The organism is Comamonas terrigena NBRC 13299 (genome assembly GCF_006740045.1).
Classification (GTDB): Bacteria; Pseudomonadota; Gammaproteobacteria; order Burkholderiales; family Burkholderiaceae_C; genus Comamonas; species Comamonas terrigena.
Genome location: NZ_AP019749.1, coordinates 2,268,825 through 2,289,542, shown reverse-complemented (window position 1 = coordinate 2,289,542; position 20,718 = coordinate 2,268,825). Strand labels below are relative to the sequence as shown.

Annotated in this window: 18 protein-coding genes; 5 read left to right on the top strand and 13 right to left on the bottom strand. The window is 57.1% G+C overall.

What is annotated here, in order from left to right; all coding sequences use genetic code 11:
- Positions 1-76: 76 nt before the first annotated feature.
- Positions 77-1,102 (top strand): site-specific integrase, encoded by a 1,026-nt coding sequence (locus tag CT3_RS10370; protein ID WP_282597783.1) that lies wholly within the window; start codon positions 77-79, stop codon positions 1,100-1,102.
- Between the two features lie 270 nt (positions 1,103-1,372).
- Positions 1,373-2,344 carry a Bug family tripartite tricarboxylate transporter substrate binding protein gene (locus CT3_RS10365; RefSeq protein ID WP_066534202.1) on the top strand — a complete coding sequence of 324 codons (972 nt, stop codon included), beginning with the start codon at positions 1,373-1,375 and terminating at the stop codon, positions 2,342-2,344.
- A 112-nt stretch (positions 2,345-2,456) separates the two neighbouring features.
- Here the strand turns inward: CT3_RS10365 and CT3_RS10360 are convergent, their stop codons facing one another.
- The 11 genes from CT3_RS10360 to scpA all read right to left on the bottom strand — a co-directional run bounded on the left by CT3_RS10360 (position 2,457) and on the right by scpA (position 15,574).
- Positions 2,457-3,137: a class I SAM-dependent methyltransferase gene (locus CT3_RS10360; RefSeq protein ID WP_083520321.1), complete on the bottom strand. Its 681-nt coding sequence runs from the start codon at positions 3,135-3,137 to the stop codon at positions 2,457-2,459.
- Between the two features lie 70 nt (positions 3,138-3,207).
- Positions 3,208-3,558, bottom strand: a complete 351-nt coding sequence (locus tag CT3_RS10355; RefSeq protein WP_115594667.1) for an EamA family transporter — start codon at positions 3,556-3,558, stop codon at positions 3,208-3,210.
- Between the two features lie 57 nt (positions 3,559-3,615).
- Positions 3,616-4,587: a glycosyltransferase family 2 protein gene (locus CT3_RS10350; RefSeq protein WP_083520400.1), complete on the bottom strand. Its 972-nt coding sequence runs from the start codon at positions 4,585-4,587 to the stop codon at positions 3,616-3,618.
- 70 nt (positions 4,588-4,657) lie between these two features.
- Entirely contained in the window at positions 4,658-6,331 is a 1,674-nt protein-coding gene (locus tag CT3_RS10345; RefSeq protein ID WP_141891746.1) for a hypothetical protein, read from the bottom strand.
- 397 nt (positions 6,332-6,728) lie between these two features.
- Positions 6,729-7,022 (bottom strand): YciI family protein, encoded by a 294-nt coding sequence (locus tag CT3_RS10340; RefSeq protein ID WP_066534203.1) that lies wholly within the window; start codon positions 7,020-7,022, stop codon positions 6,729-6,731.
- 32 nt (positions 7,023-7,054) lie between these two features.
- Positions 7,055-7,525, bottom strand: a complete 471-nt coding sequence (locus CT3_RS10335; protein WP_066534206.1) for a VOC family protein — start codon at positions 7,523-7,525, stop codon at positions 7,055-7,057.
- Between the two features lie 95 nt (positions 7,526-7,620).
- Positions 7,621-8,430 (bottom strand): YdcF family protein, encoded by an 810-nt coding sequence (locus CT3_RS10330; protein ID WP_227657881.1) that lies wholly within the window; start codon positions 8,428-8,430, stop codon positions 7,621-7,623.
- A gap of 216 nt (positions 8,431-8,646) precedes the next feature.
- Positions 8,647-10,695 (bottom strand): acetyl-CoA carboxylase biotin carboxylase subunit, encoded by a 2,049-nt coding sequence (locus tag CT3_RS10325; protein WP_066534207.1) that lies wholly within the window; start codon positions 10,693-10,695, stop codon positions 8,647-8,649.
- 30 nt (positions 10,696-10,725) lie between these two features.
- Positions 10,726-12,261 carry an acyl-CoA carboxylase subunit beta gene (locus CT3_RS10320; RefSeq protein WP_066534210.1) on the bottom strand — a complete coding sequence of 512 codons (1,536 nt, stop codon included), beginning with the start codon at positions 12,259-12,261 and terminating at the stop codon, positions 10,726-10,728.
- 76 nt (positions 12,262-12,337) lie between these two features.
- Complete coding sequence (gene meaB / locus CT3_RS10315) at positions 12,338-13,333, bottom strand: methylmalonyl Co-A mutase-associated GTPase MeaB (protein ID WP_083520323.1); 996 nt, start codon at positions 13,331-13,333, stop codon at positions 12,338-12,340.
- Between the two features lie 54 nt (positions 13,334-13,387).
- Complete coding sequence (gene scpA / locus CT3_RS10310; RefSeq protein WP_066534213.1) at positions 13,388-15,574, bottom strand: methylmalonyl-CoA mutase; 2,187 nt, start codon at positions 15,572-15,574, stop codon at positions 13,388-13,390.
- Positions 15,575-15,694: 120 nt separating this feature from the next.
- Between scpA and CT3_RS10305 the strand changes: the two genes are divergently transcribed.
- Positions 15,695-16,336 carry a GntR family transcriptional regulator gene (locus tag CT3_RS10305; RefSeq protein ID WP_066534214.1) on the top strand — a complete coding sequence of 214 codons (642 nt, stop codon included), beginning with the start codon at positions 15,695-15,697 and terminating at the stop codon, positions 16,334-16,336.
- 264 nt (positions 16,337-16,600) lie between these two features.
- A complete protein-coding gene (locus tag CT3_RS10300) occupies positions 16,601-18,646 on the top strand; it encodes a sensor domain-containing diguanylate cyclase (protein WP_172591811.1) in 2,046 nt (681 codons plus the stop codon).
- Between the two features lie 58 nt (positions 18,647-18,704).
- On the opposite strand, the gene CT3_RS10295 is transcribed toward CT3_RS10300, so the two are convergent.
- Entirely contained in the window at positions 18,705-18,977 is a 273-nt protein-coding gene (locus CT3_RS10295; protein WP_066534220.1) for a PsiF family protein, read from the bottom strand.
- 184 nt (positions 18,978-19,161) lie between these two features.
- Entirely contained in the window at positions 19,162-19,617 is a 456-nt protein-coding gene (locus CT3_RS10290) for an Lrp/AsnC family transcriptional regulator (protein WP_066534222.1), read from the bottom strand.
- A gap of 316 nt (positions 19,618-19,933) precedes the next feature.
- Here CT3_RS10290 and gloA point away from each other — a divergent pair, with 316 nt between their 5' ends.
- A complete protein-coding gene (gloA, locus tag CT3_RS10285; protein WP_066534223.1) occupies positions 19,934-20,350 on the top strand; it encodes a lactoylglutathione lyase in 417 nt (138 codons plus the stop codon).
- Positions 20,351-20,718 lie beyond the last annotated feature (368 nt).

Sequence of the window (20,718 nt, the reverse complement as noted above, 5' to 3'; positions counted from 1 at the left end):
TATTAAATATAACAAGCACTACATCATACATATGCAATATCTCGTCTCAGACACTACAAAGGGGGTGGAAACTCCGGTGCAACTGGGCCACGCCACCGTCAGCGCCATCAAGGACCTGCTGGCCGAGGGAGAGTCCGTTAACACCCGAGCCAGCTACCAAAGTGCCCTGCGCTACTGGCAGGCCTGGCACCGCCTGCGCTATGGCGAAGAAATGGTCTGGCCAACGGATGTGGCACATGTGCTCCAGTTCATCGTGGACCATGCCGAGCGCCAGACGCCTACCGGCCTGCGCTGCGAACTGCCGGAAACCGTGGACCGAGCGCTGGTGCAGGCGGGACGCAAGGGCCGCATGGGCGCCCTCTCCCACAACACGCTGGTGCACCGTGTGGCGGTGCTGTCCAAATACCACCAGAGCCAGGGCTGGCCCAATCCATGCCAGGACGCGCATGTGCGCGAGCTGATGGCGCGCACGCGCAAGGCCTACGCCAAACGTGGCGCCATGCCGCAGAAGAAAGCGGCCATCACCAAGGAAGTACTGAGCGCGTTGCTGGCCACCTGTGACGACAGCCTGCGCGGCAAGCGCGACCGGGCGTTGCTGCTGTTTGCCTGGGCCAGCGGCGGACGCCGCCGCTCTGAAGTCGCGCAGGCCGAAATGCGCCATCTGCGCCGGGTGGCACCACAGGAATACCTCTACACCCTCGCCCACTCCAAAACCAACCAGTCGGGCATGGATGTGCCCGACAACCACAAGCCGGTGCTGGGTGCGGCCGGCGCAGCGCTGCAGGAATGGCTGACGGCCAGCGGCATCGTGGACGGCGCCATCTTCCGCCGCATACGCAAAGGCGGCCATGTGGCGGAGCCGCTGTCGCCTGCGGCCGTGCGCACCATCGTCAAGGAGCGGTGCGCACTCGCGGGGGTGGAAGGCGATTTTTCCGCGCATTCACTGCGCTCCGGCTTTGTGACCGAGGCTGGGCGCCGCAATGTACCCCTGCCCGAAACCATGGCCCTGACCGGCCACCACAGCGTGGCCACGGTGCTGGGCTACTTCCGCGCGGAATCGGCGCTGCACAACCAGGCGGCGCGGATGATGGATGAGGACTAGCCCGGTGATGGGGGATCCCAGACCGCATCCACCTATCTTTTGCGGCCTTGCTGCTGCGGTGAAGCACCGCCTGCACGTCGCAGACGGCCCTGGCATTTCACGGGTGCACGCCGATGGGGAGCCATGCCAATGCATGCATTCCCGATCCGCGCTAGCACGCATCTGCGCCCTAGGGTTCGCACCCTGGTGATGCCAAAGCCTTTGCTGCACAAACCCAAAGTGATGCTTCTCCTCCACTGAATCTGGTGCTGCGGCACCCAAGGAATCTGTATGCCACGTTGGGTTTGGAAGTCGGTCTGTGTGTTGGCCACCTGTGCGGGCCTGCCTGCAGTGCATGCTGCGGACAATTTTCCATCTCGCCCCATCAAGCTGCAGGTGGGTTTCCCGGCTGGTGGGCCCACCGACATCACCATGCGTGTGATGGCCGAACACGCCAGCAAGACACTGGGACAGCCCATCGTGGTGGAAAACAAACCCGGTGCCGGCGGGACCCTGCCCGCCACCACGGTACAGATGTCCCCCCCTGATGGCTACTCCATCGGCCAGTCGCCATTAGGCATTTTCCGCATGGGTTACACACAGAAGATGAACTGGGACCCCCTCAAGGATCTGCGCTACATCATCAATCTGACGGGCTACACCTTTGGCCTGACCGTGCCCGCCAACAGCCCGTTCAACAGCTGGCAGGACTTTGTGGCCTATGCCAAGGCCAACCCCGGCAAGATCACCTATGGCTCTGCCGGCGGCAACCTCACCAGCCCGCACCTGACCATGGAGCGCATTGCCGAAGCAGCAGGTATCCAGCTGACCCATGTGCCTTTCAAAGGCAGCGCCGATCTGGCCCAGGCCCTGCTGGGTGGCCATGTGATGGCCGCGGCCGACAGCAGCGCCTTTGTGCCCTATGTGGAATCTGGCAAGGCCAAGCTGCTGAATGTCTGGGGCGAAAAGCGCATGGAACGCTTCCCCAATGTGCCCACGCTGAAGGAACTGGGCATTGATATCGTCCAGACCTCCCCCTACGGCCTGGTGGCCCCCAAGGGCACACCACCCGAGGTGGTCAAAAAGCTGCACGATGCCTTCAAAAAGGCGCTGGAGGACAAGTCCTCCATCGACGCCCTGGCCAAGTACGACATGCTGCCCAATTACATGAGCAGCGAGCAGTACACCCAATTTGCCCGCGAAGTGAGCCAGCGCGAGAAGGTCATCATCGAGCGGCTGGGTCTGGAAAAGGTCAAGAATTGATAAAATATTTAATAAAAATGACCCTATTTGCAAGGTAAACACCGACAAAAGTGTATACAAGATAACTCAAAATGCAGATAAAGCGTTTTTATTTAAAGCTTATTATTTTGATTCAAGTTTTTACTATATTGACGCAATAAATCAAATTAATATCAGTGAAGCTGATAGGTGTTGGCCACCATTTCTCATTGAGCTTGTCAAAATAGTAGTTAATCAGTGCTCTTAGATTTGTGATGGAGTTTACATGCTCTCTCGCCATGATGTAATCATACGGAATACCCGCAGATTCCGCATTCCTTCTAGGGCCAAAGTTCCGACCTAGGCGCCAGAGCATACCTGGATCACAAGGAAGAATGATGGAGATAATTCCTCCGGGTTTCACAACCCTGTTCCATTCTTTCAATACTTCATGAGGCTCTTTTAAATGTTCCAACACATGTGATGCAATCAGGCGATCAAAAGTATTATTAGCACACTCCAGTTTTTCTGCACTGGATACTGAGAATTTAACCCTTCCGTTACTTTGGTGCTTCTTCTTCGCCAAGTTCAGCATCTCAACACTGCTATCGGTCATGAGATACTCATCATATGCATGCTTCACGAAAGGAAGATGTGCACCAGAGCCCGCGCCAACTTCAATGATCTTGGAGAAATAAGTGCTATTCCCGAAATCTTTCTCAATCAACTGATGACTTTTATTCATTACAAAGCCAGTCATGTTTCTTCCATAATTGGCATCATCATAAGCTTGAGAGTACTCGCTCTCCCACAATGAGGGTGGATCTTTTTTCATGGTATTCTGAATATTTTTAGTGAATTTTAAATCTTATTCACAATGAATATGTAATTGTATTTCGTATATTTTATTTGTACACAGAAATAAAGACACCTAGAGCAATAATAAGTGCCCCAACATAGGTATTCCATCCAATGGATTCATTGAGAATATGATGTGCCATCATGGGCACAAAAAAGAAAGCCAATGCCGAAAAAGGATATGCTAGGCGCAATGGAACCCCCTTTATACCAATCATCCACAGGATTGTGGCAGCAGAATAAACTACGAAGGCGATGACCAGTTTTATATTTAATAATGATGGTATTATTTTTTCAAAATTCAATTCAATATCATTGGATGCTAATTTAAATAGTATTTGTCCAATTGATAGAAGTAATACCGTACAAAAAATTAATATTGTTTGAAGGATTGACATATCATATCTAATAAATTTTAAATTTAACACATTACTGCATTTAATTCACTCTACAAATCAAGTATCTTTTCGAATATAGCGATGGATGGATCTGGTGGGGACAGAAGAGACATCGTGACCAATGAATCCAAGTAGCAACTGAATGCCTGCAAGAACAGGCAAAGCCGCTAGCATGACAGTTCCTGCAGGCGTCGGTTGACCGTCCTGCACTGAATGTGCCCAATGTACACCCCCATAAATGGCCCCAAAACCAAGCAAAATCAATCCCAGCGGGAGCTCAATAGATGCAAGCGACATATCCCGTAGATAGTAATTATAAAAAATCCGTTTGAAGAAATTTCGGATATGCTTGATCGCAAATTCACCAATGATTTTTGAAATTTTAAGGTTACTCACCTCATCGCCATATTTCGCGTCCATAGGTACATCAACGACCACCGCACGCAATGTATTTAAACGGAATAGCATATCTGTTTCAAAGAAATAGCGATGACTAATTTTTTCAAATGGCAAACGGCTTGCAACGCTAGCATGGATGGCTGTATAACCATTCGTAGGGTCAAATATATTCCAATACCCTGATGAAAGCTTGCACATTAAAGAAAGTATAGCGTTACCAAACAATCGAGCTGTAGGCATTGACCCAATTTTACTTAGATCAAAAAACCTATTTCCCTTTGTATAGTCCGCTTCCCCCTCAACCAAAGGGGCGACAAAGTTAAGAATTAGAGATGGATCCATCTGGTCATCGCTATCTATCTTGACAAGAATAGCCATTCCATCTTGGATGCCTGCTTGATAGCCGGTCATCACCGCGGCACCAACACCCTGATTGGATGATTTTTTGATGACCACAACGCGATCGTCAGTGCATAATTCCTTTACATAATCGCCAGTATTCTCTGGGCAGAAATCGTCCACCACATAGATCTTATCCACCTCAGGGCCTATTTTTCCAAGCACATTGAATATATGCCTTTTGGCCTTGTATGTTGGAATGACGACTGCAATCTTATTATTATCTTTCATGGTGCTTTCCAGCATACAATGGTTTGATATAAAACATGATCACTCAGATGTTTAAAAAACATTTATATCTTCAACTGCCAGAAGCAGATTGACTTTTAAATATGCACCCAGCTGGATTTTCAACCAATTTATGGAGATCTCTTGCATTGCAAGAAAAATCAACTATGTAATCATAGTTCGGCAATTTACATTGCGCATCTTGATTCATATCCTGCCAGGTAGCATCTTTCATCCAAAGATGCTTGGTGTCGCCATGCCCCCTAAAGTATTTCCCATTCGTTAACTCGACAAACCACATCAACTGCAATGGACTTTCGGAAGCCATGCAAACACTGTCTTCTGGCTTAGATAAGTTGTTCAGATTTGATATCAAAAGCAATTGCTCTGTATCAAATATTTTATTCTTAAAAAGAAATTTAAGATTTGATTCCATGACAAAGTAGTTTTTTGTCGACAGCAAATCGATCTGTATCTTAGGCGCCAAAACCAATAACGGAAGTGCCGCAAACAGGTAGGAAAATATTATTTTTTGATAGCTTTTCGAAGAAATTGCTTTTAAGGCGCAAAAACCCATAAAAATATAAATTGCAGAATATATCTTAAAGAAATAGTATACCGACGATATATTGGCGACTCTTAATGCAAACATTACCACAGCAAAAAGCAATGCTGAAATCAAAAAGAACTCAACATCCTTATAATTACGCTTGCTTAGCAGAAGGAATATGCCAGGTATGAAAATAAGAAAGCTCAAATATACATCGGTGAACATTGCTCCACTTACGGATATCGCTTTCGATGCTTCCAGATAGTATGGAATCATCGGCAGCGCTAAAATGGCAGAAGGCAAGAAATAAACTGCAAATTTAATAATTAAATTAGTTAACTTCAGTTCCTTATTATTTTTATATGCATGCAAAAACAATGCAAGAACAACAAATGGGATATAATAAAAGTATGAAAGATACAATCCCAGCAATAATGCATTTTGCAAGATTCGCGGAGATTTTTCATAAGGGGAAATAAGGGATGCACTGATCCCAACAACAAAAATCAAACCCAGCATCTGCGCAGCGTAGCCGCTGAAATATATGTCTAGAGGGTGACCAATGATGATAAGGATTGAGAAAAATAATGCCAACCACAAATTATTTGGCGTGATTGCCTTACAAACACAGAATATTTGCACAGCCAGAATTGTCAGCAAGCAAAAATTAAAAACATTGAATTGAAGTAAAAAATCGATATTATTCTTATTAAGAACATCGCCAAATAAAAATCCAGCGACCGTGTAAAAAAATGGGGGATAGGTTGTGTAACTGAATAGCTCGCTCTGCTTGTCTATGAGCAGATATTTGTTCTTTGCAAACGTCAGAGCCATGTCGAAATGGCCAACAGGATCCACCGATATAAAATGGACTTCTTTCCCCATTTTACTGTGAAAGAAGAATATTATAAAAATAATAGCCAGAAATAAAACCATCACATAATCTGCACGCTCCATCTTTAAGGATGGAATTTTATTTTTTTGTTTGAAGGCAAAAAAACATAGGACGGGAGCCACTACATAGTAATAAAAAATTTTGGATTCAACCCCAATAAAATGAGTAAATATAGGTATCAAACAAATAATAACCAATGCAGAAATTATTGATGAAGTCAACAATTCCACTTTTCCATTGCAATTTTTCCCATATATAAAAAATAATGAAATACTCATTAATAATAAAACTACATATGGCATATTGTTGTCAACTCAATTAATATCTTATAAAGAAAGCACGCACTGACCGCATAGACAGGTGGGCTTGAAATTTTGCGTCCTGATCATACGCGACTGTCAAGGTAGATCAGATACATGCAGCAGCACGGACGGCAACCACACGGTTTGGGCGATTCGGCTGTGAAATCCCAAGAAATCGCTGAACGTCAACAGACATCGGAGGTCTCTCTGCACACACGCCGTTCATCTGTGTCATAGGCCGCCGCGAAAGGGGCATTACCGACTGGCTGGGGCTGGAATTGCATTGCAACGAATGCATCGCTGCGGTCTGCGCTGTGACGAAAAGCAAGCCGGTAGGACCGCGCCCGCAGCAGTGGCATCCCATGCCGCTCAGGACTCTTGCGGCCGCAGAACCCGGTTAAAGTGGCACCACCCTGTCGGCAAACGCCTTGCCCCAGGTGCGCAGTTCGTAATGGCGTGCGCCGTAGATAAAGTACGGGTCTTGCTCGACCAGTTGCACGGCCCGGGCACGGTCGGGTACATCCAGAATCCACAGGCCGCCAACGTAATCGCCCTCGGGACTGTGGCGGCAACCTCCAGCCAGCACGATCTCATCGCGGTGCTGGTCCAGATACGTCAAATGTGCGTTGCCCCATTGCGCACGCACCGCCAGCATGGCTGGCGTGTCGGTAAAAATGGCAATCCAGCGCATGGCGGTGCTCTGCGTGTAGCTGGTTGGGCTTATCAGCTCAGCGCAGCGATCACGTCCGCAGGCGCCTGTACCAGCTCGATCAGCACGCCCTCTCCGGCAATGGGGAATTCGTCGTTGCTCTTGGGGTGCAGAAAAGTGATGTCATAGCCCGCAGCACCCTTGCGGATGCCGCCGGGTGCGAAGCGCACGCCGTTGGCGGTCAGCCATTCCACAGCCTTGGGCAGGTCGTCGATCCACAGACCGATGTGGTTCAGCGGCGTGGCGTGCACGGCAGGCTTTTTCTCGATGTCCATGGGCTGCATGATGTCCACTTCCACCTTCATGGCACCCTTGCCCATGGCGAGAATGTCTTCGTCCACGTTCTCCCGCTCGCTTTGGAAGGTGCCGGTCTGTTCCAGGCCCAGCATGTCTACCCACAGCCTCTTCATGCGGCCCTTGTCGGTGCCACCGATAGCGACTTGCTGGATGCCCAGTACTTTGAAAGGGCGGGTGTTTGCTGTCATGAAATACTCCTTATGGGGTAGCGGCCTGTGCTTTGCTGTTCAGTACAGGCCGCCAATTGGATTAAAAAAAATCGCAACACGCCCCGCCCTTGCTTTCACACCTCGCCCAGCGCCCAACTGCTGAGCATGGCAAAGTATTCCCGCAGCCAGGCGTTGTAGCGTGTGGCCAGAGGGATTGGGGCAGCTACCGGTACCATGCCGGTCAGCCCTTGTCGGTGGGCAATCCCCATGGCGCGCATCAAATGAAAGTCGCTGCTGACCATGGCCATGGGCGCGGTGGCGTCCACGCCGCGCTCTTGCAGCAGCGGGCGGCTGAGTTGCAGATTCAATTCGGTGCTTGTGCTTTCGCCTTCCATCACCAGGCGTTCAGGGGAAATGCTGTGGCGCTCTATCAGATAGCGGGCCATCACGGCGGCTTCGCTTTCGGTTTCACCCCAGTCGATGCCGCCGCACACGGCGATCAAGGCCATGGGCTGTAAGCGCGCCAGCTGGGCCGCCGTGTCCAGACGTTCCTGCAGGACCGGGCGCGGTCGGCCATCCTGCGTGCCACTGCCCAGCACCACAATGGCCTCCACTGCCGGCACTTGCACGGGGGGCACACCGACGCCCAGCAAGCGGCTCCAGAAAATCAGCACGCTCAGCACCCACAGTGCCAGCAGGATCCAGCCCCATTTCCACAAGGCGGCGTGGCTGCGCTTGCTGTGGCGCCAGCGCTGCACTTCCGGCCACAGCCAGGCCAGCAAGGCACCCACGGCGCCGAGCGCACCCGGCACCACCACGCCCACATTGAAGTGGTTCCACATCATCAGCACCACGGCATCGGCCAGCAGCACGGCACTGACCAGGGACAGCAGCGTGCGCTGCAGGCGTTGACCAGGGCTGCGGCTGGAGGTGGACGATGACAAGGTGGCCAAAGGGGCTTTCAAATACATAGCTGCATGCGCAAGTACCGGGTGCGCGGAAGGTGGTTTTGACGGATATTGCAGAGCTTAACTGCAACCAGTTGTTACCTTCCGAGTGTGCCTGATGAAAAGCCCGCGCGGCACCAACCACGCGGGCCCATCACACAGACCAGAGCGTGGCGGCGCAACGCCATGTCGGCACTGCCACGTCTGCCGCCATCATTCGAATTCCAGAATGATGTCGTCCACGGCCAGCGAATCGCCCTTGGCGGCGCTGATCTTGCTCACCACGCCGTCCTGTACGGCAAACAGGATATTCTCCATCTTCATGGCTTCGATGACCGCCAGCTTTTCACCGGCTTGCACCTTCTGACCGGGTTGCACTGCCACGTCGACCAGCAGTCCGGGCATGGGCGAGAGCAGGAACTTGGACAGATCTGGCGGAGCCTTGTAGGGCATGAGCTGGTGCAGTGTGGCGCCCTTGGGCGATAGCACCAGCACGTCGGCTTGCGTGCCGTTGTGGATCACACGCAGAGCCAACGGGTTCTTGGCCGTGCCGCGCTCGATCTGGCAGGTGAAGGGCTTGCCGTTGCAACTGCCCCGCACCACCAAGTCACGGATGTCGGCGTTGCTGCGCATCTCGTAGGTCTTGCCGTTGACCACCACGTTGCATACACGGGCTTCTGCGTCAAAGTCAGTCACCTCTCCGCTCACGTACTGGTGCTTGCCTTCTCCACCCAGTATCACCGCCGTGTACTGGTGGCCCACATGCACCTGGTGGCCCTGCATCTGACCGGTGATGGTCGATGCCCGAGCGCGGTAGCGGCGGTTGCGGAACATGGCCAGTGCGACCAAGAAGTCCGGATCGGCGTGCGGCACGTCTTCGGCATGGAAGCCGTGGGCATAGTGCTGGGCGATGAAGCCAGTATTGAACTTGCCCGAGACGAAATCCGGGTGTGCCAGCAGCGCCGCCTGGAACGGAATGTTCGAGCTGATGCCGCGGATGGCAAAGCCGTTCAGGGCTTCACGCATCTTGGCAATGGCGTCGTTGCGGTCCTTGCCGTGCACGATGAGCTTGGCGATCATCGAGTCGTAGAACATCGGGATCTCGCCGCCTTCGAACACGCCGGTGTCCACGCGCACGCCCTGCAGGCTCTGGGTGTTGGCCTGCCACATGGTCTGCTCGGGGGGCTGAAAACGCACCAGGCGGCCGGTCGAAGGCAGGAAGTTGCGGAACGGGTCTTCGGCGTTGATGCGGCACTCGATGGCCCAGCCGTCGCGCTTCACGTCCGTCTGGGTAAAAGCCAGCTTTTCACCGGCGGCCACGCGGATCATCTGCTCCACCAGGTCCAGGCCGGTGATGCATTCGGTCACGGGATGTTCCACCTGCAGGCGGGTGTTCATTTCCAGGAAGTAAAAATCCTGGTCCTTGCCGACCACAAACTCCACGGTGCCGGCGCTTTGGTACTTCACGGCCTTGGCCAGGGCCACGGCCTGCTCGCCCATCGCCTTGCGGGTGGCGTCGCTGATGAAGGGGCTGGGCGCCTCTTCGATCACCTTCTGGTGGCGGCGCTGGATGGAGCATTCGCGCTCGTTCAGGTACACCACATTGCCGTGGCTGTCGCCCAGGATCTGGATTTCGATGTGGCGCGGCTCCTGCACAAACTTCTCGATGAAGATGCGGTCATCGCCAAAGCTGTTGCGGGCTTCGTTCTGGCAGGCGGTAAAGCCTTCCAGTGCCTCCTTGTCGTTGTAGGCCACGCGCAGGCCCTTGCCACCGCCGCCAGCGGAAGCCTTGATCATCACCGGATAGCCGATGCCCTGGGCAATGCCGACGGCCTTTTCCGCATTCTCGATGGCGTCGTTGTAGCCCGGGATGGTATTGACCTGGGCCTCACCGGCCAGCTTCTTGGAGGCAATCTTGTCTCCCATGGCCGCAATCGAATGCGCCTTGGGGCCGATGAAGGCGATGCCCTCGTCTTCGCAGCGCTTGGCAAAGGCTTCGTTTTCCGACAGGAAACCGTAGCCGGGGTGCACGGCCTGGGCACCGGTGGATTTGCAGGCGGCGATGATGCGGTCGCCCAGCAGATAGGACTCCCGGCTGGGCGCGGCGCCAATGTGCACGGCCTCGTCGGCCAGCTTCACATGGCGGGCATCCTTGTCGGCGTCGGAATAGACCGCCACGGTCTGGATGCCCATCTTGCGGGCGGTGGCGATCACGCGGCAGGCGATTTCGCCGCGGTTGGCAATCAGGATCTTGGTAAACATGGTGTGTAGTTCTCCTGGTTCTTGTTCTTCTTAGAGCGGAATGTTTCCGTGCTTGCGCCACGGATTTTCCAGCTGCTTGTTCTTGAGCATTTCCAGCGAACGGCAGATGCGCTTGCGCGTCTCGTGCGGCTGAACCACATCGTCGATGAAGCCACGTGCGCCGGCCACGAACGGGTTGGCAAAACGGGCCTTGTATTCGGCTTCGCGTGCAGCGAGTTTTTCGGGGTCGTTCTTGTCTTCGCGGAAGATGATTTCCACTGCGCCCTTGGCGCCCATCACGGCGATTTCGGCGTGGGGCCAGGCCAGGTTCACATCGCCGCGCAGATGCTTGGAGGCCATCACGTCGTACGCGCCGCCATAGGCCTTGCGCGTAATGACGGTGATCTTGGGCACGGTGGCTTCCGCATAGGCGTACAGCAGCTTGGCGCCGTGCTTGATGATGCCGCCGTATTCCTGCGAGGTGCCGGGCATGAAGCCGGGCACGTCCACGAACGTGACCACCGGGATGTTGAAGGCATCGCAGAAGCGCACAAAGCGCGCTGCCTTGATGGAGGACTTGATGTCCAGGCAGCCCGCCAGCACCAGGGGCTGGTTGGCCACAATGCCCACGGTCTGGCCGGCCATGCGGGCAAAACCGATCAGGATGTTCTTGGCATATTCGGGCTGCAGCTCGAAGAAGTCGCCATCGTCCACGGTCTTGAGAATCAGCTCCTTCATGTCGTAGGGCTTGTTGGGATTCTCCGGTACCAGCGTATCCAGCGACATTTCGGCACGGTTCACGGGATCGGTGCTGATGCGCACAGGCGCTTTTTCGCGGTTGTTCAGCGGCAGGTAGTTGTAGAGGCGCCGCAGCATCATCAGTGCTTCGACGTCGTTGTCAAAGGCCATATCGGCCACACCGCTCTTGGTGGTGTGGGTGATGGCACCGCCCAGTTCTTCGGCCGTGACTTCTTCGTGGGTCACGGTCTTCACGACTTCAGGGCCGGTCACGAACATATAGGAGCTGTCCTTGACCATGAAGATGAAGTCGGTCATGGCGGGGGAGTACACTGCCCCACCGGCGCTGGGGCCCATGATCATGGAGATCTGGGGCACCACGCCCGACGCCAACACGTTCTTCTGGAACACATCGGCATAGCCGCCCAGAGAGGCCACGCCCTCCTGGATGCGTGCACCGCCAGAGTCGTTCAGGCCGATCACGGGAGCGCCAACCTTCATGGCCTGGTCCATCACCTTGCAGATCTTCTCGGCATGGGTTTCGGAGAGTGCACCGCCGAAGACCGTGAAATCCTGGCTGAACACAAAGACCAGACGGCCGTTGATCATGCCGTAGCCGGTGACCACGCCGTCGCCGGGGATCTTGGTGTTTTCCATGCCGAAGTCCGTGCAACGGTGCTCCACGAACATGTCCCACTCTTCGAAGGTTCCGTCGTCAAGCAGCAGCTCGATGCGTTCGCGCGCCGTCAGCTTGCCCTTCTTGTGTTGCGCGTCGATGCGCTTTTGTCCCCCACCCAGCCGAGCGAGTTCTCGCTTGGCTTCCAGCTGCTTCAGGATGTCTTCTTGCATGCTTGTCCTCTAACGTGATTTGGGTTGTGTGTCTCGCTCGGCCTGTGCGGCGTCTGCTGCGATTCGGTTGGGCTGTCTACGCACTACTGGATTGCGCAGACAGCAGATGTCTTGCTGCCGTGCTGGCCGCAATGCGCCCCGCGGCCACATCGGCCTGCAGGGCAGGAAGCAGTGCCTGCACCTGCGGGTGTTGGCGAAAAGCCTGCTTGAGGCCAAAGTCGATGCGCTCCCACATCCAGGCCAGCGACTGCTTTTCGCGGCGCTGTGCCAGACGACCGTTGCGGGTCTGCAGGTCCTGGAAGCTGGAAACCGCTGCCCAGAAGCCTTCCACCCCCTGCCCCAGCAAGGCGCTGATCTGCAGCACCCGCGGCTGCCACAGTGCGCCGGTGCTGGCGTGGTCGGGATTGCCATGCATGCCCAGCAGCCGCAGGCTGGATGTGATCTGTGCCTGCGCCCGCGTTGCGGCGTTGGGGTCGATATCAGCCTTGTTGATGACCACCAGGTCCGCCAGCTCCATCACGCCTTTCTTGATCGCCTGCAGATCGTCGCCCGCATTGGGTAGCTGCAGCACGCAGAACATGTCGGTCATGCCGTGTACGGCAATCTCGCTCTGGCCCACGCCCACGGTTTCGACGATCACCACGTCGTAGCCTGCGGCCTCGCAGACCAGCATGGCTTCGCGGGTCTTCTCTGCCACCCCCCCCAGGGTGCCGCTGGACGGGCTGGGACGGATATAGGCTTCCAGCCGCATCGACAGCTGCTCCATGCGGGTCTTGTCCCCCAGGATGGAGCCACCGGAGACGGTGGACGACGGGTCGATGGCCAGCACCGCCACCTTCAGCCCCTGCCCGATCAGGTACAGGCCCAGGGCTTCGATGAAGGTGGACTTGCCCACGCCGGGCACACCGCTGATGCCCAGGCGGAATGCCTTGCCGGTGTGCGGCAGCAGGGCCGTAAGCAAGCCATCGGCCTGCTCCCGGTGGTCGGGGCGCGAGGATTCCAGCAAGGTGATGGCCTTGGCCATGGCGCGGCGCCGCACGGCAGGATTGCCGCGCAGAATGCCGTCTTGCATTTGCTCAGGGGTCACAGCAGATCGCCTTTGCTCTGTCTCGGTATCAGCGACAGATTACAGGTTGTGGGCCTGCTTGATCTGCTCCAGCACATGCTTGGCGCTGGCAGGGATTGGCGTGCCGGGGCCATACACCCCCTTGACGCCGGCGTTGAACAGGTAGTCGTAGTCCTGGGCCGGGATCACCCCGCCGACGAAGACGATGATGTCGTCCGCGCCCTGCTTTTTCAATTCGGCAATGATGGCCGGCACCAGGGTCTTGTGGCCGGCTGCCAGCGTGGACACACCCACGGCGTGCACATCGTTTTCGATGGCCTGGCGGGCACACTCTTCGGGCGTCTGGAACAGCGGACCCATGTCCACGTCAAAGCCCAGGTCGGCAAAGGCGGTGGCCACCACCTTGGCCCCACGGTCATGGCCGTCCTGGCCCAGCTTGGCGATCATCACGCGGGGACGGCGGCCCAGGGCGCCGGAAGCGGTGTTGATCTCTTCCTTGAGCTTGTCCCAGCCTTCGGCCGAGTCGTAAGCGGCAGCGTACACACCGGTCACCTTTTGCGTATCGGCGCGGTGGCGGCCAAAGGACTTTTCCAGCGCGTCGGAGATTTCACCCACCGTGGCGCGCAGGCGCACGGCCTTGATGGACAGGTCCAGCAGATTGCCGTGGCCGGTGTCTGCTGCTGCCGTGAGCGCGGCCAGGGCCGCATCCACCGCCTGCTGGTCGCGTTTGGCCTTGATGTTCTTCAGGCTGGCAATCTGGCTGTCACGCACCTTGACGTTGTCCACTTCCAGAATGTCGACCGGATCTTCCTTGGCCAGCTTGTACTTGTTGACGCCGACAATGACTTCCTTGCCGGAGTCGATGCGGGCCTGTTTTTCGGCTGCCGCGGCTTCGATCTTGAGCTTGGCCCAACCGGAATCCACGGCGGCCGTCATGCCGCCCATGGCGTCCACTTCCTCGATGATGGCCCAGGCCTTGTCAGCCATTTCCTGGGTCAGCTTTTCCATCATGTAAGAACCCGCCCAGGGGTCGATCACATTGGTGATGTGGGTTTCTTCCTGGATGATCAGCTGGGTGTTGCGGGCAATGCGGGCAGAAAATTCCGTGGGCAAGGCAATCGCCTCGTCCAGTGCATTGGTGTGCAGGGACTGGGTGCCACCAAACACGGCGGCCATGGCTTCGATCGTGGTGCGCACCACGTTGTTGTAGGGGTCCTGCTCCGTCAGCGACCAGCCCGAGGTCTGGCTGTGTGTGCGCAGCATCAGGCTCTTGGGATTCTTGGCATCGAAGCCCTTCATGATGCGGCACCACAGCAGGCGCGCGGCACGCATCTTGGCTACTTCCAGGTAGAAGTTCATGCCCACGGCCCAGAAGAAGGACAGGCGACCAGCAAACGCATCCACGTCCATGCCCTTGGCAATGGCTGTTTTCACATATTCCTTGCCGTCTGCCAGCGTGAAGGCCATCTCCAGCGCCTGGTTGGCGCCGGCTTCCTGCATGTGGTAACCCGAAATCGAGATCGAGTTGAACTTGGGCATGTTCTGGCTCGTGTACTCGATGATGTCGCCGATGATCTTCATCGAAGGCTTGGGCGGGTAGATATAGGTGTTGCGCACCATGAACTCTTTCAGAATGTCGTTCTGAATCGTTCCGGCCAGCTGGTCCTGGCTCACGCCCTGCTCTTCTGCCGCCACCACGTAGCCGGCCAGCACCGGCAGCACGGCACCGTTCATGGTCATGGAGACGGACACCTTGTCCAGGGGGATCTGGTCGAACAGCACCTTCATGTCCTCGACCGAATCAATCGCCACCCCGGCCTTGCCCACATCTCCGGTCACGCGGGGATGGTCGGAGTCGTAGCCGCGGTGCGTGGCCAGATCGAAAGCCACCGACACGCCTTGACCACCGGCTGCCAGTGCCTTGCGGTAGAAGGCGTTGGACTCTTCGGCGGTAGAAAAGCCTGCGTACTGGCGGATCGTCCAGGGGCGGCCGGCATACATGGTGGCCTGGGGGCCGCGGATATAGGGCTCGAAACCCGGCAGCGTATTGGTATAGGGCAAGGCCGCCGTGTCCTCGGCCGTATACAAGGGCTTGACCGTGATGCCATCCGGCGTCACCCAGTTCAGGGCTTCCACATCGCCGCCAGGAGCCGCCTTGGCAGCGGCCTTGGCCCAGTCTTTCAGGCTGGATTGGGTGAAATCGTCAGGCTGGGCTGCGCCCTGCGCGGCTTGGGAATCGTGGCTCATGGGAAACGATGATCCAAAAAAGGTTGCAGTGAATCGCTCAATGCGCGAGAGTGTACATTATTCATAATTATGAATGCACAACCCGAACCGAAACTGACGAGCCTTTACAATTAGCGGCCCATGTCCCATTCCCCTGCCCTGTTTACTCCCCGTGCTCTGTATGTTGAAGTTGCCGAACAATTGCGGCAGCGCATTTTTCAACGTGCGCTGGAACCCGGCAGCTGGATCGATGAGCTCAAGATCGCCGAGGAATTCGGCATCAGCCGCACGCCGCTGCGCGAAGCGTTGAAAGTGCTGGCCGCCGAAGGCCTGGTGACCATGAAGCCTCGCCGCGGCGCCTATGTGACCGAGGTCTCGGAGACCGATCTCAAGGACGTGTACCACCTGCTCTCCTTGTTGGAGAGCGATGCGGCCGGCGTGGTTGCGACCCTGGCCACCCCTGCCCAGCTGGCAGAGCTGCAGGCCTTGCACGATGAGCTGGAGGCCGCTGTCGACGATGCGGAGCACTTCTTTGCCGTCAACGAGCGTTTTCATATGGCCTTGCTCACTGTGGCCAACAACCGCTGGCGCAACCAGGTGGTGGATGACCTGCGCAAGGTGATGAAACTCAACCGCCACCAGTCCCTGTTTAAGACCGGCCGCATCCACGACAGCCTGCAGGAGCACCGCAACATTCTCCAGGCCTTGCACCAACGCGACAGCGAAGGTGCGCGCCGGGCCATGCAGCTGCATTTCCGCAACGGTCTGCGCGCCGCCGCCTGACAGACTGCTTTTTGCCTGTGGGCTGCATCGTCCCGCGGTAAATGCCACCAATTGTCATCTCGGGCATCCATTCGGCCCGGCGGGATTGGCGCCCTTCTTGCCCAGCCCTAAGCTGGCACTGCTGCTGCCGAGCGACGTCCCGTCCTGCGCCCCGCGCACGCACCGCCATGTGGACACTGTGTGGGCCATGCTGTGTGCGGCGCTGCAGGACCTGGACGCCACGTTGCACGTGCCGCATACATGCCACTGCACCAAGGAGTCACGTTGCTTTCGAATTTCTTTTTGCTGCAAGGCCAGCCGGAGCATTTGCTGCATGTGCGGCATGACTCTTTGCTGGTGATTCTGTCGATTGCCGTGGCGATTGCCGCCTCGGTGCTGGCGCTGTACTTGGTGCAGGCCGGCATGCATGCTCCGGGTCGCTTCCAACGGCAGGTGGCACTGCTGTGCGGCTGCGGCACGCTGGGCCTGGGCATCTGGTCCATGCATTTCATCGGCATGCTGGCCCTGGAGCTGCCGGTGGATGTGCACTACCACCTGGGCGTGACCCTGGCATCCATGCTCCCCGGGCTGTTTGCGTCCTGGCTGGCGCTGCGCCACCTGCTGGCCCCGCAGTCCAGCCTGCTCCGGCTGCTGGCGGCCGGCGTGGTGGTTGGGATGGGCATTGCGCTGATGCACTACAGCGGCATGTCGGCCATGCACATGTCCGCCGATCTGCGCTACGACCCCTGGCTGTTCGCCGCTTCGCTGGCCGTTGCCATACTCATGGCAGTGAGTGCACTGGTGCTATGGAACCGCATGGTCCATCGCAGCCACAGCCCCATCTTGCAGCGGCTGGTCCTGCCGTCGGTGGTGCTGGGGGGGGCCATCACGGGCATGCACTACATCTCCATGTCGGCAGCCCGCTTTGTGGGGAACACCGTGCAGCCGGGCCTGGACGATACCAGCTTCAGCCATGGCCTGGCCTTGCTGGTCATCGGTATCTGCGCAGTGATGTTCGGCCTGATGGCACTGGCCAGTGCTGCATTGCGTTACCGCGGTCTGTGGCTGCAGGTGCAGCGCAGCGAGTCACGTCTGCAGACCATGGCCAGCACCGCAGTGGATGCCGTCATCACCATCGATGGCCAGGGTCTGGTGCAAAGCTTCAACCCCGCTGCCGAACGGATCTTCGGCTGGAAAGCCAGCGACATCATCGGCCGCAATCTGAAGCTGCTGATGCCCTCCGCTCTGGCGGAACAACACGATGGCTATCTGGAACGCTATCACCAGAACGGTGAGCGGCGCATCGTCGGCACCGGCCGCGAAGTGCTGGGCATGCACAAGGATGGACGCCATATCCCGCTGCGCCTGTCCATCGGCCAGGCCGATACCCCGGACGGGCCGGTCTTTGTGGGCTTTGCCTATGACCTGACCGAGCGCAAACGCACCGAGGCACAGCTGCGCATTGCCGCCAGCGTGTTTGACCACACCTGCGAAGGCATTGCCATCATTGACGCCAACCACCTGGTAGTGGAAACCAATCCGGCCTTTGTCCATCTGACCGGCTTGTCGCGCGCAGAATGTGTACACACGCCGTTCGATGCGCTGTACCAGGGTGCCAAGCCGGCCATTAATATGCCGGCCATCTGGCAGGCGGTCACAGCCAATGGCAACTGGCAAGGTGAAGTCGTTCTGCCCCGCGCCGATGGCAGTGACTGGACGCAGCGCCTGTCCTTGACCGCGGTGCTCAATGAGCACAAGCGCCTGACACACTATGTGGCGGTGATCAGCGATGTCAGCCTCCACCCCCGCGCCCAGCTGGCGCTGGAACACAAAGCCCTTTATGACAGCGTGACCGGTCTGCCCAATGAATTGCTGCTGATCGAGCACATCGCCCACGCCATCCCTTCGGCCAAACGCAATAGCACGCAGCTGGCAGTGATCAGCATCGATTTCGACCATTTCCACCGCATCAATGAAATTCATGGGCGCAGTGTGGGGGACGAGCTGCTGGAAAAGGTGGCCTACCGCATCCGCGGCTACCTGCGTGGCGAAGACACGCTGGCACGGGGGCGCAGTGATGAGCTGGTCGTGGTGCTGGCAGGGCTGAAGGATGAGGAAGGGCTGCACATCATGTGCAACCGCCTGATCGGTGCACTGCAGCTGCCTGTGGAACTGTCGTCCATCGTGATCCAGGTGTCCGCCAGCTGTGGCTGGGCGCTTTACCCGCGCCAGGGGCACACGGCGGCCACTCTGCTGGCTGCTGCCCGCCTCGCACAACACCCGGTCAGGCCCGCGGGCAGTGGCATCACGCCCGCCCCGGCGACAGAATAGCCGCCCCCTGAAAAACCGCTGATACGGTGGGGGGGCGTAGAGGCGCCGACTGCGCCGCTTACTTCTTCAGGCATTCGCTCATGAAGGCCTTGCGTTCGTCGCCCTTCTTGCCGGTGGCGTCGGCATTGCAGGACTTCATGCGTTCCTGCTGGCGCTTCTTGCCGTCGGACAGGCAGGACTTCATGAACTCCTTGCGTTCATCACCCTTCTTGCCAGCGGCTTCGGTATTGCAGGTGCCCATCAGGTTTTGCTGGGCTGTGGGAGCCTTGTCGGCAGCAGATGCCAGCGAAGCAGCCAGAACCAGTGCGGACAGAACGATGCAGTTTTTCATGGTGTGTGTTGTGTGCAATCACGCCGATGACCGGCGCGCAGCCATTTCAGCACAGCCCCCACCCTCCAGCAATGACAAGCCGAACGGTTTCTGCAAATTTTTGTGAGCATGCCTGGCAAGCTCCGATGGTGCTGGCAACCGATTGGGCTTGAAGCCTGCGCAGCCGCCTCCCACGCCCCGCCCTTCACACGCCCAAGGGCAGGTCGGAGCGCTTGAGCGTACGCAGCACAAAGCTGGACTGGCTGTGGCGTATGCCTTTGATCTTGTAGAGCTTTTCGCGCAGCAGACGCTCGTAATCGCGGGTGTCCTTGACCACAACGCGCAGCAGATAGTCGTACTCACCAGACACCAGGTGCGCTTCCACCACTTCGGGAATGGTTGCCAGCACTTCGCCAAATTTTTCCAGCGTATTGTCGGAATGGCTGTCCAGCGTGACCATCACCAGCACCGTGTCGGCCAGACCCAGCGCCTGGGGGTTCAGGCGCACGGTGTAGCCCTCGATCACGCCAGCCTCCTCCATGCGCTTGATGCGGCTCCAGCATGGCGAAGCGCTCAGCCCGACGGCCTGCCCCACCTCCTGCAGGCTCGCGCGTGCATTGGTTTGCAATACCGCCAGAATTTTTCGATCCAAAGCATCCATCAGAAAAGTTTACGGCTTATCTTAAATATACAAAACAAAATTCTGTAGCGGTCGGCAATCTGCAAATTTGAAGCAACATTTTCTGTAGCATCCGGCGCACACTGAAAGCCATGGGAGCGGCGCTGACGATGGCCGCAACACCAGTCACATGACAGCGCTGATAAACCGTCGGCATATGGAGATGTGAAGTACTTCCCCGCCGAAGCACCTGAATCAGGCCGCGACACCTTATCCCCGGTGCCGCGGCCTGCTTGTTTGGACGGAGCCCTGGCGCAGCATGGATGAGACGACTGCAGGCACAATGTGCAGCATGACTATGCGATTCCTCCACACGATGCTGCGCGTGGGCAACCTCCAGCGCTCGATTGACTTCTACACCAACGTGATCGGCATGCAGCTGATCCGCACCTCGGAAAACCCCGAGTACAAGTATTCGCTGGCCTTTCTGGGCTTTGAAGGCGGCAACCCGGGTCAGGCCGAGATCGAGCTGACCTACAACTGGGGCACCGAAAGCTACGACCATGGCAATGCCTACGGTCACATCGCGCTGGGCGTGCCCGACGCCTATGCCGCCTGCGAAAAGATCAAGGCTGCCGGTGGTAACGTGACACGTGAAGCAGGCCCGGTCAAGGGCGGCAGCACCGTGATTGCCTTTGTGACGGATCCCGATGGCTACAAGATCGAACTGATCGAGCGCAAGGACGACCAAGGCGAGGGCACCGGCCTGCGCTGATCTGTTCTGAGGGCCGGACCAGACGGTGTGGCTCTACCGATGGCGCAGCAATACTGAGCGAACAGCCGGCAGCGCCTCCACACCTACTCTGCCCCCGCCGCCATCTGGTGCCGGGGGCCGTTTTTTGTCTGATCGCAGCGGCACACGGCGAAGTTGGCCCCCTGTCTTGCACCGTGCAACGCCAGGCCTGCCGCGCACAGATATGCTATGGCGGAAGCACTCGGGGGCAGTGCGTTTACCGGACTGGCGCAGTGGCCGCATCGCTGGACTGTGTTCCTGGGCAAGCTCCGCCTGCGGACACGCAATGCCATTCCACAGCGCAAGCAGACAGGCTTACGCCTGCGCGACACCATTCATCGCCATTCTTT

Excerpts from the sequence above, each read along its gene's own strand:
- CT3_RS10290 (WP_066534222.1), bottom strand. The coding sequence starts at position 19,617 with ATGGATGCTTTGGATCGAAAAATTCTGGCGGTATTGCAAACCAATGCA.
- CT3_RS10340 (WP_066534203.1), bottom strand. The coding sequence starts at position 7,022 with ATGCGCTGGATTGCCATTTTTACCGACACGCCAGCCATGCTGGCGGTG.
- CT3_RS10320 (WP_066534210.1), bottom strand. The coding sequence starts at position 12,261 with ATGCAAGAAGACATCCTGAAGCAGCTGGAAGCCAAGCGAGAACTCGCT.
- gloA (WP_066534223.1), top strand. The coding sequence starts at position 19,934 with ATGCGATTCCTCCACACGATGCTGCGCGTGGGCAACCTCCAGCGCTCG.
- meaB (WP_083520323.1), bottom strand. The coding sequence starts at position 13,333 with ATGCAAGACGGCATTCTGCGCGGCAATCCTGCCGTGCGGCGCCGCGCC.
- scpA (WP_066534213.1), bottom strand. The coding sequence starts at position 15,574 with ATGAGCCACGATTCCCAAGCCGCGCAGGGCGCAGCCCAGCCTGACGAT.
- CT3_RS10360 (WP_083520321.1), bottom strand. The coding sequence starts at position 3,137 with ATGAAAAAAGATCCACCCTCATTGTGGGAGAGCGAGTACTCTCAAGCT.
- CT3_RS10365 (WP_066534202.1), top strand. The coding sequence starts at position 1,373 with ATGCCACGTTGGGTTTGGAAGTCGGTCTGTGTGTTGGCCACCTGTGCG.
- CT3_RS10325 (WP_066534207.1), bottom strand. The coding sequence starts at position 10,695 with ATGTTTACCAAGATCCTGATTGCCAACCGCGGCGAAATCGCCTGCCGC.
- CT3_RS10295 (WP_066534220.1), bottom strand. The coding sequence starts at position 18,977 with ATGAAAAACTGCATCGTTCTGTCCGCACTGGTTCTGGCTGCTTCGCTG.
- CT3_RS10305 (WP_066534214.1), top strand. The coding sequence starts at position 15,695 with ATGTCCCATTCCCCTGCCCTGTTTACTCCCCGTGCTCTGTATGTTGAA.
- CT3_RS10335 (WP_066534206.1), bottom strand. The coding sequence starts at position 7,525 with ATGACAGCAAACACCCGCCCTTTCAAAGTACTGGGCATCCAGCAAGTC.
- CT3_RS10345 (WP_141891746.1), bottom strand. The coding sequence starts at position 6,331 with ATGCCATATGTAGTTTTATTATTAATGAGTATTTCATTATTTTTTATA.
- CT3_RS10350 (WP_083520400.1), bottom strand. The coding sequence starts at position 4,587 with ATGAAAGATAATAATAAGATTGCAGTCGTCATTCCAACATACAAGGCC.
- CT3_RS10355 (WP_115594667.1), bottom strand. The coding sequence starts at position 3,558 with ATGTCAATCCTTCAAACAATATTAATTTTTTGTACGGTATTACTTCTA.